The organism is Pseudomonas sp. MS01C9 (genome assembly GCF_058202755.1).
On the sequence record NZ_CM177073.1, the window covers coordinates 4,403,477 to 4,418,117 of the forward strand.

A 14,641-nucleotide genomic window follows, 5' to 3' on the forward strand; every position below is an offset into this window, starting at 1 on the left:
CTGCCATTGGCGCCCCCGGGTCATGCGGGGCTATGTTTTTTTCAGCTCGACTCAAGGACTGAGGAAGACCGCGCCTATGCAAGCTCCCATCGAAATCAGCACAGCCACGCCCAGCGATGCCGGCATCATCAGCCGGATCGCCGAGCGCTGCATCCGCATCGGTTGTGCCGCCGAACACCGTAACGACCCGCGCCTCGTGGCGGCCTGGACCCGCAACAGCACCCTCGCGCGCATACAGCCCTGGCTGGCCGATCCGCGGTTGCGCCTGACCCTGGCGCGGTTGCAGGGGCGTCCGGTAGGAACCGCGATGGCTTCGGTCAATGGCCGGATCGCATTCTGCTATGTGCAACCGGAATGGTTTCGCCGCGGCGCCGGCCGGGCGCTGGTGCGGGACATCGAGGCGTGGCTGGGGGACCTCGGTGTCGCCCGGGTGCGGCTCAACAGCACGCGCACCAGTCAGGGATTCTATCGGCACCTGGGCTTCGAGCAGAGTGCCGAGGCCTTTGCCATCGGCGGAATCGCGGCCATTGCCATGCACAAGCCACTGACGGGGGCGGTGCAATCAACTTTGCCTGAAGGGTAAATCCGCACCGTGCTGATGCGTTTCCCATGACAGGAAAACCTGCCTATGCGCCCGACCGGATGCGCATCTGTGCGGTATGCCGTTTGGGTCACTACTTGAGTGTATTGCGGGGTCGAGAAATGTCAGTCGCCAACAGCCTTATCGAAGCAGAACCGGCGCGGGTCAGCCCCGTGCCGGCCGAGATGCTCTATCAGTTCAACGAATCGCCGCTGCTGGCCCGCCAGAGCCGGCAGGAATCCAACGCCCGCAGTTATCCGCGACGGATACCCCTGGCCCTCAAGCGTGCCAGGGGGCTGTACGTCGAGGACGTCGAGGGCCGGACCTTCATCGACTGCCTGGCCGGTGCCGGCACCCTGGCACTGGGGCATAACCATCCGGTGGTGATCGCGGCGATCCAGCAAGTGCTGGCCGACGAGTTGCCCCTGCATACCCTGGACCTGACCACCCCGGTCAAGGACCGCTTCGTCCAGGACCTGTTCGGCCTGTTGCCAACGGCGTTTGCCGCCGAAGCGAAGATCCAGTTCTGCGGACCCACCGGCACCGACGCGGTGGAAGCAGCGCTCAAGCTGGTGCGCACCGCCACCGGACGCAGCACGGTCCTGTCGTTCCAGGGTGGTTATCACGGCATGAGCCAGGGGGCGCTGAGCCTGATGGGCAGCCTGGGGCCGAAGAAACCCCTGGGGGCCTTGCTCGCCAACGGCGTGCAGTTCATGCCATACCCCTACGACTACCGCTGCCCGTTCGGGTTGGGCGGCGCCGAGGGGGTGAAGGCCAATCTGCACTACCTGGAGAATCTGCTGAACGATCCGGAGGCCGGTGTGCAGTTGCCGGCGGCGGTGATTGTCGAGGTGGTGCAGGGCGAGGGCGGGGTGATACCGGCCGATGTCGACTGGTTGCGCGGCCTGCGGCGGATCACCGAGCAGGCCGGCGTGGCCCTGATCGTCGATGAAATCCAGAGCGGTTTCGGTCGTACCGGCAAGATGTTCGCCTTCGAGCATGCCGGAATCATTCCGGACGCGGTGGTACTGTCCAAGGCCATCGGTGGCAGCCTGCCGCTGGCGGTGCTGGTTTATCGCGACTGGCTCGACACCTGGCTGCCGGGCGCCCATGCCGGGACGTTTCGCGGCAATCAGATGGCCATGGCGGCCGGTTCGGCGGTGATGCGCTATCTGGTGGAACACGACCTGCCGGCTCATGCCGCCGCCATGGGCCGGCGCCTGAGCGATCACCTGCACAGCCTGCAACGGGATTTTCCGCAGATGGGCGACATACGCGGCCGTGGGCTGATGCTCGGCGTCGAACTGGTGGACCCGGCTGGCGCCCCGGATGCCTTGGGACATCCGCCGGCCCATGCCCGCCTGGCTCCCGGGCTGCAACGTGAATGCCTCAAGCGCGGGCTGATCCTGGAGCTGGGTGGGCGCCAGGGTGCGGTGGTGCGTTTCCTGCCGCCACTGATCATCTCGGCGGCGGAAGTCGACCGGGTCGCCGAAATCTTCGGACGGGCCTTGAAGGCTGCCGTGGCGGATACCTAATTTTCCCCAGATCCCGGACGTTCCTTACATACCCCGGCTGCGCATGTGCTGCAGCGAACCTCGAGCAACGATGGAGAAACACACATGACTTCAGTATTCGACCGCGAGGACATCCTCTTTCAGGTCGTGGTCAACCACGAAGAGCAATATTCGATCTGGCCGGACTACAAGGCCGTTCCAGAGGGCTGGCGTACCGTTGGCAAAAGCGGTTTCAAGAAGGAGTGCCTGGCCTACATCGAAGAAGTCTGGACCGATATGCGCCCGCTGAGCCTGCGCAAGAAAATGGACGAGCAGGCGGCTGCGGCCCACTGAACGTAGAGCCTGTGGCAGCAAGAAAGGGTTCCACAGGAAGGCTGCGGGACCATACAAACCTTGCAGTCACATCAGCCACCGTGGGAGCGAGCTTGCTCGCGATAGCGGTGGATCGGCGACATTAATGCCGGCTGGCACTCCTCAATCGCGAGCAAGCTCGCTCCCACGGAGGTCGGCCGGCGTTGCCAGCTATTGCTCGATCAGAAAATCAATCAACGCCCGCGCCGCTGCCGGCAATTGTCGATGGGGCGGGTAGATGACTGAAAACGGTCGACTGCGTCCGCCAAAGTCATCCAGCAGTACCCGCAGCTCCCCACGCTCTACTCGCTCACGGACGATGAAGTCATAGGTCTGGCAGATGCCCATCCCTGCCTGGGCCAGGGACACGATACCCAGTACGTCGTCAGACACCTGCACCTTGCCCGTCGGCACCCATTCCCGATCTTCGCCGTTTTCCCGAAACAGCCACGGCGCGATACGCCCGCTGCTGGGCATCACGAAGGGCAGGCAGGCGTGGGCCGTCAACTCGTCGATGTGGCGGGGCGTTCCGGCGCGTTCCAGGTACTGTGGCGCGGCCACCAGGCAAAGGCGGGCATCCTCGAGCTTACGCCCGACCAGTCCGCTGTCCGGCAACTGGCCCAGACGGATCGCCAGGTCGTAGCCTTCGGCGACCAGGTCGACGTTGCGATTGGTGATGCTCAGCTCGATCCGAACCTGCGGGCAAGCCTCGGCGAAGCGCGCCAGCAACTGCGGCAGGCGGTAATGGCCGTAAGTGGTGGGCACGCTCAGACGCACCCGGCCGGTGAGGGGCCCGTCCTGGCCCTGGATCCGCCGCTCGGCGTCGTCGATCATGGCAAAGGCCGAGCGTGACTGTTCCAGGTACAGGAGGCCTGCGTCGGTCAGGTTCAACCGCCGGGTAGTGCGCCGCAGCAATTGCACCCCGAGCCGGGTTTCGAGCCGCGAGATGGCGCGGCTGAGAACCGAAGGCGTGGTGCCCAGCGCCACCGCTGCGGCACTGAGCGTACCTTTCTCCACGACCGTGACGAAGGCTTCGACATCAGCCAGATAATCGAATCGACGGGGCATTGTTGCCTCCAGGGGCCAGGTGATGTTCTTTGTGGCGAGTTTATCGCCGATAGCGGCATCAATACAGTGAGCGCATCCCAACCCAATCTTGCGGAGTCATCATGAAAAAGCTCACTACCCTGGCCTTGTCCGCCGCACTGGCGGTCACCAGTATCGCCGCCCAGGCGGATAACGTGCTGGTGGTCCTGTCGGATGCCGATCACCTGGACCTGCGTGACGGCAAGGTCTTCTCCACCGGGTTCTATCTCAACGAACTGCTGCAGCCGGTCAAGCTGTTGCTGGACGCGGGCCACCAGGTGACATTCGCCACGCCGCAAGGCAAGGCCCCCACCCTGGATCGCTCTTCGGTAGACAAGATGTACTTCAACAATGACGCGGCGGAACTCAAGCACTACGAGGCACTGCTGGCGCAACTGAAGATCACCTCGATCGCGCAATCGCCAGTGGTCAGCCTGGCTCGTGTCGAGCAGATGGGCCTGGACCGGTTCGATGCGCTGTATATCCCCGGCGGTCATGCGCCGATGCAGGATCTGCTCACCAGTGCCTCACTGGGGCGGGTGTTGACCCATTTCCATGGCAAGGGCAAGACCACTGCGCTGGTCTGCCACGGGCCGATCGCGTTGCTGTCGACCCTGCCTGATGCCAAGGGCTTTGTTGGCCAGTTGACTAAAGGCCAGGTATCGGCCAAGGCCGACTGGATCTATGCCGGGTACAGGATGACGGTAATCAGCAATCAGGAAGAAGAGTTGGCCAAGGGGCTGCTGGACGGTGGGAGCATGAAATTCTACCCGCAGACCGCGTTGCAGCAGGCTGGCGGGCAGTACAGCAGCAACACCACACCGTGGACTGCCCACGTGGTGGAGGATCGGGAATTGATCACCGGCCAGAATCCGGCCTCGGCGCTGACGGTGGGGCAGGCGTTGGTCAAGCGTCTGGCGCAGTAGCCTGCAGTACTACAAACCCCGTGGGAGCGAGCTTGCTCGCTCCCACGGGGTTTTGTGTTGTTGCGGGTTCACTTGAACCGCCGCTCCACCCCTTTCTCCACCAGGATCTTCGCCGAAATCTCTTCCACTGAAAAATGCGTGGAGTTGATATGGGGAATGTTCTCCCGGCGGAACAGGTTTTCCACCTCGCGCACCTCGAATTCGCACTGGGCATAGCTCGAATAGCGGCTGTTGGGCTTGCGCTCGTTGCGGATCGCGGTGAGGCGATCCGGGTCGATGGTCAACCCGAACAGCTTGTGCTGGTGGGCGCGCAGGGCGCTGGGCAGCTGCAGGCGCTCCATGTCTTCCTCGGTCAGCGGATAGTTGGCCGCGCGGATGCCGAACTGCATCGCCATGTACAGGCACGTCGGCGTCTTACCACACCGCGACACACCCACTAGGATCAGATCGGCCTTGTCGTAATAATGCGTGCGGGCACCGTCATCGTTGTCCAGGGCGAAGTTGACCGCCTCGATCCGCTCCATGTAGTTGGAGTTATGGCCAATGGAGTGGGACTTGCCGACCGAATAGGAGGAATGCTCGCTCAGTTCCTGTTCCAGAGGCGCCAGGAAGGTGGAAAAAATGTCGATCATGAAACCATTGGACGTTGCGAGAATCTCACGGATGTCCTGATTGACGATGGTGTCGAAGATGATCGGGCGGAAACCGTCGGTTTCGGCGGCTTTATTGATTTGCTGTACCATGGCCCGCGCCTTGTCGACGCTATCGATGTACGGACGTGTCAGCTTGGTGAAGGTAATGTTTTCGAACTGCGCCAACAGGCTTTGGCCCAGGGTCTCGGCCGTGATGCCGGTGCCATCGGAAATAAAGAAAGCAGATCGTTTCATTTGTGCCCTGGGCCTTAAGCTGATGACGATTCTTGGATATGATAGGCGCGATTTGCCGGCCGCCAGTGGCCCGCATTCTCACTTATTTTCCAGGTCCAGGCCATATCGCCGGCACTCGCTCCCCCGGAGCCACCGGTGCCTTGAGCTTTTCCAACACAGTTAGTGGAGAGATCACCTTGGTAGAGTACGTAGTTTCCCTCGATAAGCTCGGCGTCCATGATGTGGAGCATGTGGGGGGCAAGAACGCATCCCTGGGCGAGATGATCAGCAACCTCGCCGGCGCCGGCGTTTCGGTGCCAGGTGGCTTTGCCACGACGGCTCAGGCTTATCGTGATTTCCTGGAACTGAGCGGCCTGAACAAGCAGATCCACGACGCGCTCGATGCCCTGGACGTCGATGACGTCAATGCCCTGGCCAAGACCGGTGCCCAGATCCGCCAGTGGATCATGGAAGCCGAGTTCCCCGAGCAACTGAACACCGAGATCCGCACCGCCTTCGCCAAGCTGTCCGAGGGCAACCCCGACATCGCTGTCGCCGTGCGTTCCTCGGCTACCGCCGAAGACCTGCCGGACGCGTCCTTCGCCGGCCAACAGGAGACCTTCCTGAACATCCGCGGCGTGGAGAACGTCATTCGCGCGGCCAAGGAAGTCTTCGCCTCCCTTTTCAACGACCGTGCCATTTCCTACCGCGTGCACCAGGGCTTCGATCACAAGCTGGTGGCCCTGTCGGCGGGTGTGCAGCGCATGGTCCGTTCCGAAACCGGCACCGCCGGTGTGATGTTCACCCTGGACACCGAATCGGGCTTCCGTGACGTGGTATTCATCACCGGCGCCTATGGCCTGGGTGAAACCGTCGTCCAGGGCGCGGTGAACCCGGACGAGTTCTACGTCCACAAGAGCACCTTGCAGGCCGGTCGCCCGGCGATCCTGCGCCGCAACCTGGGCAGCAAGGCCATCAAGATGATCTACGGCGACGAAGCCAAGGCCGGTCGCTCGGTGAAGACCGTCGATGTGGACAAGGCCGACCGCGCCCGTTTCTGCCTGACCGACGCCGAAGTCAGCGAACTGGCCAAGCAGGCGATGATCATCGAGCAACACTACAAGTGCCCGATGGACATCGAATGGGCCAAGGACGGTGACGACGGCAAGCTGTACATCGTCCAGGCCCGCCCGGAAACCGTGAAGAGCCGTACCCAGGCCAACGTCATGGAGCGCTACCTGCTCAAGGAAACCGGCACCGTGCTGGTGGAAGGTCGCGCCATCGGCCAGCGCATCGGCGCCGGCAAGGTACGGATCATCAAGGACGTCTCGGAGATGGACAAGGTCCAGGCCGGCGACGTGCTGGTTTCCGACATGACCGACCCGGACTGGGAGCCGGTGATGAAGCGCGCCAGCGCCATCGTCACCAACCGCGGCGGCCGTACCTGCCACGCGGCGATCATCGCCCGTGAACTGGGCATCCCGGCCGTGGTGGGTTGCGGCAACGCCACCGAGCTGCTCAAGGACGGGCAGGGTGTGACCGTTTCCTGCGCCGAAGGCGATACCGGCTACATCTTCGAAGGCGAGCTGGGCTTCGACATCAAGAAGAACTCCGTGGACGCCATGCCGGAGCTGCCGTTCAAGATCATGATGAACGTCGGCAACCCGGACCGCGCCTTCGACTTCGCGCAGTTGCCCAACGCCGGCGTGGGCCTGGCCCGCCTGGAGTTCATCATCAACCGCATGATCGGCGTGCACCCCAAGGCACTGCTGAACTACGACGGCCTGCCATCCGAGATCAAGGACAGCGTCGACAAGCGCATCGCCGGCTACGACGATCCGGTCGGCTTCTATGTCGAGAAGCTGGTGGAGGGCATCAGCACCCTGGCAGCGGCCTTCTGGCCGAAAAAGGTCATCGTGCGTCTGTCGGACTTCAAGTCCAACGAATACGCCAACCTGATCGGCGGCAAACTCTACGAACCGGAAGAAGAGAACCCGATGCTGGGCTTCCGCGGCGCCTCGCGCTACATCAGCGAGTCGTTCCGTGATTGCTTCGAGCTCGAGTGCCGCGCCCTCAAGCGTGTGCGCAATGACATGGGCCTGACCAACGTGGAGATCATGGTGCCGTTCGTGCGTACCCTGGGCGAAGCGAGCCAGGTCGTCGACCTGCTGGCGGAAAACGGCCTGGCCCGTGGCGAAAACGGCCTGCGCGTGATCATGATGTGCGAACTGCCGTCCAACGCCATCCTGGCCGAAGAATTCCTCGAGTTCTTCGACGGCTTCTCCATCGGCTCCAATGACCTGACCCAGCTGACCCTGGGCCTGGACCGCGACTCGGGGATCATCGCGCACCTGTTCGACGAGCGGAACCCGGCGGTCAAGAAGCTGCTGGCCAACGCCATCGCCGCCTGCAACAAGGCCGGCAAATACATCGGCATCTGCGGCCAGGGCCCTTCGGACCACCCGGACCTGGCCAAGTGGCTGATGGAGCAGGGCATCGAAAGCGTTTCGCTGAACCCGGACTCCGTGCTGGAAACCTGGTTCTTCCTGGCCGAGGGGCAAGGCGCGGTCTGATCGCGTGAAGGGGCCTCACCGGTAATGTAAGCCGGGTAACCTTTGTGGGAGCGAGCTTGCTCGCGATAGCGGTGTGTCAGCCAAGATTATTTTGCTGATCCGCCGCAATCGCGAGCAAGCTCGCTCCCACAGTCGTCTTTTTTTGTGCAAGAAGATTATGCAAAGCAGCAGCGACCTTTTTCCTGTCGCCCTGATCAGCGCTGAGCGGCGTGGCGATCTGAGCGAAGATGTCTATCGTTTGAAACCTGGAAACAGTCCGGACCACAGCGTCGAACTGGCCGTCACGCGCCTGGGCATGGCCGATGCCACCGAAGCGGTCCGTGGCGTTCCGGTGATCCTGTTGCATGGCAGTTTTTCCAACCGGCGCTTCTGGTATTCGCCCAAGGGCCTGGGCCTGGGTGCCTACCTGGCGCGACTGGGGTTCGACGTGTGGATTCCCGAAATGCGCGGTCACGGCCTGTCCCAGCGCAACCTGGACTACCGCAAGAACCGCGTGGCCGATTATGCCCGTTACGATCTGCCGGCCATCGGTGCCTTTGTCCGTGAGCAGAGCGGGCAGGTGCCCCACTGGATCGGTCACTCCCTGGGCGGCATTACCCTGGCTGCGGCCCTGGGCGGTCATTACCTGGGGGAGCCGGCCGTGGCGTCGGCGGCGTTTTTCGGGACCCAGGTCAGTCGAACCTACTGGCCGTTGAAGATCCCGCCAGTGGAGTGGGGCGGTCGGTTTATCCTCAAGCGGTTTGCCCAACTCTCCGGTTCCAGGCTCAAGCGTGGCCCGGAGGACGAGCCCATCGGCCTGGCACTGGAGAGCATGCGCTGGTATGGCCTGTTCGGGCGTTTCGGCGACGCTGAAAAAAACTGGTGGGCGGGCCTGGCCGATGTGCAGGTGCCGGTACTGGCGGTCAGTGCCAGTGGCGACCACCAGGATCCGACCTGGGCCTGCCGCAAGCTCTTCGACCAGGTCGGCTCCGCCCATAAGCAGTTCGTCTGCCTGGGCCGGGAGCAGGGCTTCAGCGACGATTTCGGCCATGTGGAAATGCTGGTCAGCAAGGCCGCGCAGGCCGAAGTATGGCCGTTGGTGGTGCGTTGGCTGGAGGAACAATGCGCGCCATTGCCGGCGAGCCAGCCCATTCTGGCCGAGGCGGTTTGAAGCGGGAGCTCTGACAGGGGCATTCCGCTCTGCCCGGCTTACGGCTAAGATATGACGCGCTACGCTGTTTCGGTCATAAACGGTTATTCATTCAGCCTGACGTTCAGCCCTTCCAGGGCCCTTGCGGGAGTCATTCGATGAAGCATTACCTCACGCCCGACCTGTGCGACGCCTACCCGGACCTGGTTCAGGTGGTGGAGCCGATGTTCAGCAATTTCGGTGGCCGCGATTCCTTCGGTGGCGAAATCGTGACCATCAAGTGCTTCGAGGACAATTCGCTGGTCAAGGAGCAGGTTGAGCTCAAGGGCAACGGCAAGGTGCTGGTGGTCGACGGCGGCGGTTCCCTGCGTCGGGCCTTGCTGGGGGACATGCTCGCCGAAAAGGCTGCGAAAAACGGTTGGGAGGGCCTTGTGATCTACGGCTGCATCCGCGATGTGGATGTCATTGCCCAGACCGACCTCGGCGTCCAGGCCCTGGCCAGCCATCCAATGAAGACCGATAAACGCGGTATCGGCGATCTCAATGTAGCCGTGACGTTTGCCGGCGTGACCTTCCGTCCGGGCGAATATGTCTATGCGGACAATAACGGCGTGATCGTTTCGCCCAGCCCGCTGCAAATGCCTGAATGAAGCGTCAAAGCCGTAAGGGATGAGGATGTTCGAGGAAGAAAACGCGCAATGGGGGCTGGTGCATGCCCTGGTGCTGGATGGTAAAGGTGGTGCGCGTTCGATAGCCCGGACCGAACTGGACGATCTGCAGCTGCAGGCGCATGAAAGCCTGTGGTTGCATTGGGATCGCAGTCATCCGCAGACCCACACCTGGCTGCGCAAGTCCAGCGGCCTCAGCGAGTTCAACTGTGACCTGCTGCTCGAGGAGAACACCCGGCCACGCCTGCTGCCATTGCCCGACGCCGAGCTGCTGCTGTTTCTCAGGGGGATCAACCTCAACCCGGGGGCCGAGCCGGAAGACATGGTCTCGGTGCGCATCTTCGCGTCTGCCCAGCGGGTGATTTCCCTGCGCCTTCGTCCATTGCGCGCCACCGATGAACTGCTGGCGCACCTGGCCGAGGGCGAGGGGCCGAGAAACTCTTCGGAACTCATCCTTTATATGGCGCAATACCTGACCGACAAAGTGCAGGACCTGGTGTCCCATCTCTCGGAAATCGTCGACGGCGAGGAAGAAAAACTCGATGCCGACGAACGGTACACCCCCGAGCACGACGCCATTTTGCACATCCGTCGGCGGGCGGCCGGACTGAAGCGCTTCCTGTCTCCACAGCGGGACATTTTCGGCCAGATGTCGCGGCTCAAGTTGCCCTGGTTCGTCGAAGACGACGGTGACTACTGGAATGAACTGAACAACAGCCTGACCCGCTACCTCGAGGAGCTGGAACTGGCCCGCGAGCGCGTGGGGCTGGTGCTGGAGGCCGAGGACCGGCGTCTTTCCGTGCGCATGAACCGCACCATGTACCGCTTCGGCATCATCACCGGGATTTTCCTGCCGATGAGTTTTCTCACCGGTCTGCTGGGCATCAACGTGGGCGGTATTCCGTTCTCCGAAAGCCCGTACGGCTTCCTCGCCGCTTGCCTGCTGATGGTCTGCGTGGCGTTGGGGCAATGGTGGCTGTTCCGCCGCTTGCGCTGGGTGTGATGGGTTTCATGTGACCCGAAGAATTCTGATCGCGTCTTCCACAGACATCACGAGAGGTGCATATGCACGATCCGTTTGAACAGTCTTTGCGCGACATGCTCAAGGCCTCGCCGTCCAGCCGCGACGACGATGCCTGCCTGGGACGTGTACTGAAAACCGCCAACCGCCAGGTCGGCGCCGGCGATCTTTTCAGCCTGCTGGGCCGCTGGGTGCCCGCGCTGATGATCGCCTTGAACAACGGCTCGGCCCATGTCTCGCCGGTTTCCCGTCGTAAACCTGCTACTCGCACCGCTCATAAGGCTGACTGAATATGGAATTGAATCTCTGGACCCAGAGCCTTGTCGCGGCAATGACTGCGTTGTGGACCAAGGTGGCTAACTTCATCCCCAACCTGTTCGGCGCCCTGGTGGTGGTGTTGCTGGGGTTCGTGGTGGCCAAGCTGCTCGACACGCTGCTGTCCAAGCTGCTCGCCAAGCTGGGCCTCGACCGTCTGATGGGGGGCACCGGCCTGACCAAGCTGCTGTCCCGTGGCGGTATCCAGGTGCCGATCTCGACCCTGATCGGCAAGATCGTCTATTGGTTCGTATTGCTTATTTTCCTGGTTTCCGCAGCCGAATCCCTTGGCCTGCAGCGAGTTTCAGCTACGCTCGATATGCTTGCGCTGTATCTGCCGAAGGTTTTCGGCGCTGCGCTGGTGTTGCTGGTAGGGGTCCTGCTGGCACAACTGGTCAACGGCCTGGTGCGCGGCGCGGCCGAAGGCGTGGGGTTGGATTATGCATCGGGTCTTGGACGTATCGCCCAGGGCCTGGTGATCATCATCAGCATTTCCGTCGCGATCAGCCAGTTGGAGGTCAAGACCGACCTGCTCAACCATGTGATCGTGATCGTATTGATTACCGTTGGTCTGGCGATTGCGCTGGCCATGGGACTGGGAAGCCGGGAAATCGCCGGCCAGATTCTTGCGGGAATCTATGTGCGTGAGCTGTATGAGGTTGGACAACAAGTGCGTGTTGGCGAGGTCGAAGGCCAGATCGAGGAGATCGGCACGGTGAAGACCACATTGCTGACCGATGAGGGCGAACTGGTGTCGCTCTCCAATCGGATCCTGCTGGAGCAGCATGTGAGTAGCCGCTAACCCGGCAAACTCTGCTAATGTATGCCGCCGCAAAATGCCTGCTATCGCAGGCTGCGGCGCACATTGACCTAGACCGTCGGCCCGACTTGTTTTGAACAAACCCCAATCGCTATCCACGCGCTATGACCCCCGTGATCTCTCCGATGAGGAGTTGGTTGCGCGCGCGCATACGGAGCTGTTCCACGTAACACGTGCTTACGAAGAGTTGATGCGCCGTTACCAGAGAACATTATTTAACGTCTGTGCACGTTATCTGGGGAACGATCGCGATGCTGACGATGTCTGTCAGGAGGTGATGTTGAAGGTGCTTTACGGCCTGAAGAACTTCGAGGGGAAATCGAAGTTCAAGACATGGCTATATAGCATCACCTACAACGAATGCATCACACAGTATCGCAAGGAACGGCGAAAGCGTCGCTTGATGGACGCGTTGAGCCTGGACCCTCTCGAGGAAGCGTCTGATGAAAAGGCGCCCAAGCCCGAGGAAAAGGGTGGACTCGATCGCTGGCTGGTTTATGTGAACCCGATCGACAGGGAGATTCTGGTGCTACGATTTGTCGCAGAACTGGAGTTCCAGGAGATCGCAGACATAATGCACATGGGTTTGAGCGCGACAAAAATGCGTTACAAGCGCGCTCTCGATAAGCTGCGTGAGAAATTTGCAGGCATTGCTGAAACTTAACTTCGGCGCAAATATCTCTTACGTGTAGGCAAGTTCTGATAGACTTGCCGCCGAGTTGTCCCCCGGTTTGCGGGACTGCTTCACAATCACCAGATGGGGATTTAACGGATGAAACTGAAAAACACCTTGGGCTTTGCCATTGGTTCTCTTATTGCCGCTACTTCGTTCGGCGCGCTGGCACAAGGCCAAGGCGCAGTTGAAATCGAAGGCTTCGCCAAGAAAGAGCAATTCGACAGCGCTCGTGACTTCAAAAACAACGGCAACCTGTTCGGCGGTTCGATCGGTTACTTCCTGACCGACGACGTAGAACTGCGTCTGGCCTACGACGAAGTGCACAACGCACGCACTGAAGACGGTACCAACGTCAAGGGCGCCAACACCGCTCTGGATGCCCTGTACCACTTCAACAACCCAGGTGACATGCTGCGTCCATACGTCTCGGCCGGTTTCTCCGACCAGAGCATCGACCAGAACGGCAGCAACAGCCGTAACCGTTCCACCTTCGCCAACGTGGGCGGCGGTGCCAAGCTGTACTTCACCGACAACTTCTACGCCCGTGCTGGCGTTGAAGCTCAGTACAACATCGACCAGGGCGACACCGAGTGGGCTCCTAGCGTCGGTATCGGTGTGAACTTCGGTGGCGGTTCCAAGCCTGCCGCTGCTCCAGTTCCAGCTCCGGCTGAAGTCTGCTCCGACAGCGACAACGACGGCGTGTGCGACAACGTCGACAAGTGCCCTGACACCCCAGCCAACGTAACCGTTGACGCTGATGGCTGCCCAGCAGTTGCTGAAGTCGTACGTGTTGAGCTGGACGTGAAGTTCGACTTCGACAAGTCGGTTGTCAAGCCTAACAGCTACGGCGACATCAAGAACCTGGCTGACTTCATGAAGCAGTACCCATCGACCAGCACCACTGTTGAAGGTCACACTGACTCCGTCGGTACTGATGCTTACAACCAGAAGCTGTCCGAGCGTCGTGCAAAAGCCGTTAAGGAAGTTCTGACCAACCAGTACGGTGTTGAATCGTCCCGCGTTCAGTCTGTTGGCTACGGCGAATCCCGCCCAGTCGCTGACAACGCCACTGAAGCTGGCCGCGCTGTAAACCGTCGCGTAGAAGCTCAAGTAGAAGCCCAAGGCAAGTAATTAGCCCAAGGCTTGTGGAAAAACCCGGCTCAGGCCGGGTTTTTCTTTGCCTGCGATTTATGAGTGAGGAACCAATACAATAGCTGCGGTGAGTGGTGATTCTGTGAGCGCCAACGATCAATTGTGGGAGCGAGCCTGCTCGCGATGTGTCGGATCATCCAACAGAGAGGTTGACTGACTGACCGCTATCGCGAGCAGGCTCGCTCCCACAGGTTTGTTGTTTGCGGTTACAACGCTGCTGCCTGGACCCAGGTCTGTTGTGCCTGGGTTAACTGCGCGCCAGCCGCTACTGCCCCGATGACCAGGATTGCCGGGCTCTTGAGCTCGAACGTGCTGGCGTCGGCTTCCATCGAGGCTAGGTCGCTGCGGCAGTCCCGCTGGTGGGGCAGGGAAGCGTTTTCGATCATGGCCACCGGGGTATTCGCCGCCAGGCCACCTTTGAGCAGTTGCTCGCGGATTTCACTCAGTTTCGCCACCCCCATGTACACCACCAGGGTCGTCCCGCTCTGGGCCAGCGCCTGCCAGTTCAGGCTGCTGCCGTCCTGGGTGTGGGCCGTGACCAGCGTCACGCCCCGGGCGATCCCGCGCAGGGTCAGCGGGATGTCGCACTGGGTGGCGCCCGCCAGGCCGGCGGTGATGCCGTTGACCAGCTCAACGTCGACACCGTGTTCACGTAGCCACTGCGCCTCTTCACCACCCCGGCCGAAAATGCACGGGTCGCCGCCCTTGAGGCGTACCACGCATTTGCCTTGGCGGGCATAGCGCAGCATCAGGCGATGGATGAAAGCTTGTGGCGTGGATCGGCATCCGCCGCGTTTGCCCACGGCGATGACGCGTGCGGTGGGGCAATGCTCAAGCACGGCGCCATTGACCAGATCGTCGATCAGCACCACGTCGGCTTCGTGCAGGGCGCGCACGGCCTTGAGGGTCAGTAATTCCGGGTCGCCAGGACCTGCACCCACCAGCCAGACTTTTGCGTTCATAG

The 14,641-nt window shown here is 61.4% G+C and carries 15 protein-coding genes; 12 read left to right on the forward strand and 3 right to left on the reverse strand.

Annotation, left to right across the window (positions count from 1 at the left end):
* Positions 1-76 precede the first annotated feature (76 nt).
* From AC1M7R_RS20055 to AC1M7R_RS20065, 3 genes are all read left to right on the forward strand, one after another.
* Entirely contained in the window at positions 77-583 is a 507-nt protein-coding gene (locus AC1M7R_RS20055; protein ID WP_072389135.1) for a GNAT family N-acetyltransferase, read from the forward strand.
* 119 nt (positions 584-702) lie between these two features.
* Positions 703-2,115 (forward strand): aspartate aminotransferase family protein, encoded by a 1,413-nt coding sequence (locus tag AC1M7R_RS20060; RefSeq protein ID WP_072389133.1) that lies wholly within the window; start codon positions 703-705, stop codon positions 2,113-2,115.
* An 84-nt stretch (positions 2,116-2,199) separates the two neighbouring features.
* Positions 2,200-2,427 (forward strand): MbtH family protein, encoded by a 228-nt coding sequence (locus AC1M7R_RS20065; RefSeq protein WP_072430330.1) that lies wholly within the window; start codon positions 2,200-2,202, stop codon positions 2,425-2,427.
* A gap of 189 nt (positions 2,428-2,616) precedes the next feature.
* On the opposite strand, the gene AC1M7R_RS20070 is transcribed toward AC1M7R_RS20065, so the two are convergent.
* Positions 2,617-3,513, reverse strand: coding sequence for a LysR family transcriptional regulator (locus AC1M7R_RS20070; protein ID WP_072389129.1), 897 nt, complete (start codon positions 3,511-3,513; stop codon positions 2,617-2,619).
* A 101-nt stretch (positions 3,514-3,614) separates the two neighbouring features.
* Between AC1M7R_RS20070 and AC1M7R_RS20075 the strand changes: the two genes are divergently transcribed.
* The gene (locus tag AC1M7R_RS20075) at positions 3,615-4,457 is read left to right on the forward strand and encodes a type 1 glutamine amidotransferase domain-containing protein (protein ID WP_490609856.1); all 843 of its coding nucleotides are present in this window, start codon (positions 3,615-3,617) and stop codon (positions 4,455-4,457) included.
* Between the two features lie 68 nt (positions 4,458-4,525).
* Here the strand turns inward: AC1M7R_RS20075 and ppsR are convergent, their stop codons facing one another.
* Positions 4,526-5,344, reverse strand: coding sequence for a posphoenolpyruvate synthetase regulatory kinase/phosphorylase PpsR (ppsR, locus tag AC1M7R_RS20080; RefSeq protein WP_042732259.1), 819 nt, complete (start codon positions 5,342-5,344; stop codon positions 4,526-4,528).
* Positions 5,345-5,520: 176 nt separating this feature from the next.
* On the opposite strand from ppsR, the gene ppsA reads away from it, so the two are divergent.
* From ppsA to AC1M7R_RS20120, 8 genes are all read left to right on the forward strand, one after another.
* Positions 5,521-7,896 carry a phosphoenolpyruvate synthase gene (gene ppsA / locus AC1M7R_RS20085; protein ID WP_072389125.1) on the forward strand — a complete coding sequence of 792 codons (2,376 nt, stop codon included), beginning with the start codon at positions 5,521-5,523 and terminating at the stop codon, positions 7,894-7,896.
* Between the two features lie 157 nt (positions 7,897-8,053).
* The gene (locus tag AC1M7R_RS20090) at positions 8,054-9,046 is read left to right on the forward strand and encodes an alpha/beta fold hydrolase (RefSeq protein ID WP_092179542.1); all 993 of its coding nucleotides are present in this window, start codon (positions 8,054-8,056) and stop codon (positions 9,044-9,046) included.
* 137 nt (positions 9,047-9,183) lie between these two features.
* Positions 9,184-9,675, forward strand: coding sequence for a ribonuclease E activity regulator RraA (rraA, locus tag AC1M7R_RS20095; protein WP_072389121.1), 492 nt, complete (start codon positions 9,184-9,186; stop codon positions 9,673-9,675).
* A 25-nt stretch (positions 9,676-9,700) separates the two neighbouring features.
* Positions 9,701-10,696 (forward strand): zinc transporter ZntB, encoded by a 996-nt coding sequence (locus AC1M7R_RS20100; protein ID WP_072430333.1) that lies wholly within the window; start codon positions 9,701-9,703, stop codon positions 10,694-10,696.
* Between the two features lie 56 nt (positions 10,697-10,752).
* Positions 10,753-11,004, forward strand: coding sequence for a CrfX protein (locus tag AC1M7R_RS20105; RefSeq protein WP_371304244.1), 252 nt, complete (start codon positions 10,753-10,755; stop codon positions 11,002-11,004).
* Between the two features lie 2 nt (positions 11,005-11,006).
* Complete coding sequence (locus AC1M7R_RS20110; protein ID WP_072389117.1) at positions 11,007-11,831, forward strand: mechanosensitive ion channel family protein; 825 nt, start codon at positions 11,007-11,009, stop codon at positions 11,829-11,831.
* 91 nt (positions 11,832-11,922) lie between these two features.
* On the forward strand, positions 11,923-12,513 hold the full coding sequence (gene sigX / locus AC1M7R_RS20115; protein ID WP_053155315.1) for an RNA polymerase sigma factor SigX: 591 nt from the start codon (positions 11,923-11,925) through the stop codon (positions 12,511-12,513).
* A 108-nt stretch (positions 12,514-12,621) separates the two neighbouring features.
* Positions 12,622-13,656 carry an OmpA family protein gene (locus AC1M7R_RS20120; protein ID WP_490609857.1) on the forward strand — a complete coding sequence of 345 codons (1,035 nt, stop codon included), beginning with the start codon at positions 12,622-12,624 and terminating at the stop codon, positions 13,654-13,656.
* A 227-nt stretch (positions 13,657-13,883) separates the two neighbouring features.
* Here AC1M7R_RS20120 and cobA read toward each other — a convergent pair whose 3' ends face one another.
* Positions 13,884-14,639, reverse strand: coding sequence for a uroporphyrinogen-III C-methyltransferase (gene cobA / locus AC1M7R_RS20125; protein WP_072389113.1), 756 nt, complete (start codon positions 14,637-14,639; stop codon positions 13,884-13,886).
* Positions 14,640-14,641: the final 2 nt, after the last annotated feature.

What these genes read in the sequence shown, in the direction of transcription:
- AC1M7R_RS20065 (WP_072430330.1), top strand. Translation starts at nt 2,200, where the DNA reads ATGACTTCAGTATTCGACCGCGAGGACATCCTCTTTCAGGTCGTGGTC.
- AC1M7R_RS20075 (WP_490609856.1), top strand. Translation starts at nt 3,615, where the DNA reads ATGAAAAAGCTCACTACCCTGGCCTTGTCCGCCGCACTGGCGGTCACC.
- AC1M7R_RS20060 (WP_072389133.1), top strand. Translation starts at nt 703, where the DNA reads ATGTCAGTCGCCAACAGCCTTATCGAAGCAGAACCGGCGCGGGTCAGC.
- ppsR (WP_042732259.1), bottom strand. Translation starts at nt 5,344, where the DNA reads ATGAAACGATCTGCTTTCTTTATTTCCGATGGCACCGGCATCACGGCC.
- AC1M7R_RS20110 (WP_072389117.1), top strand. Translation starts at nt 11,007, where the DNA reads ATGGAATTGAATCTCTGGACCCAGAGCCTTGTCGCGGCAATGACTGCG.
- AC1M7R_RS20100 (WP_072430333.1), top strand. Translation starts at nt 9,701, where the DNA reads ATGTTCGAGGAAGAAAACGCGCAATGGGGGCTGGTGCATGCCCTGGTG.
- AC1M7R_RS20090 (WP_092179542.1), top strand. Translation starts at nt 8,054, where the DNA reads ATGCAAAGCAGCAGCGACCTTTTTCCTGTCGCCCTGATCAGCGCTGAG.
- AC1M7R_RS20120 (WP_490609857.1), top strand. Translation starts at nt 12,622, where the DNA reads ATGAAACTGAAAAACACCTTGGGCTTTGCCATTGGTTCTCTTATTGCC.
- AC1M7R_RS20070 (WP_072389129.1), bottom strand. Translation starts at nt 3,513, where the DNA reads ATGCCCCGTCGATTCGATTATCTGGCTGATGTCGAAGCCTTCGTCACG.
- rraA (WP_072389121.1), top strand. Translation starts at nt 9,184, where the DNA reads ATGAAGCATTACCTCACGCCCGACCTGTGCGACGCCTACCCGGACCTG.
- cobA (WP_072389113.1), bottom strand. Translation starts at nt 14,639, where the DNA reads ATGAACGCAAAAGTCTGGCTGGTGGGTGCAGGTCCTGGCGACCCGGAA.
- AC1M7R_RS20055 (WP_072389135.1), top strand. Translation starts at nt 77, where the DNA reads ATGCAAGCTCCCATCGAAATCAGCACAGCCACGCCCAGCGATGCCGGC.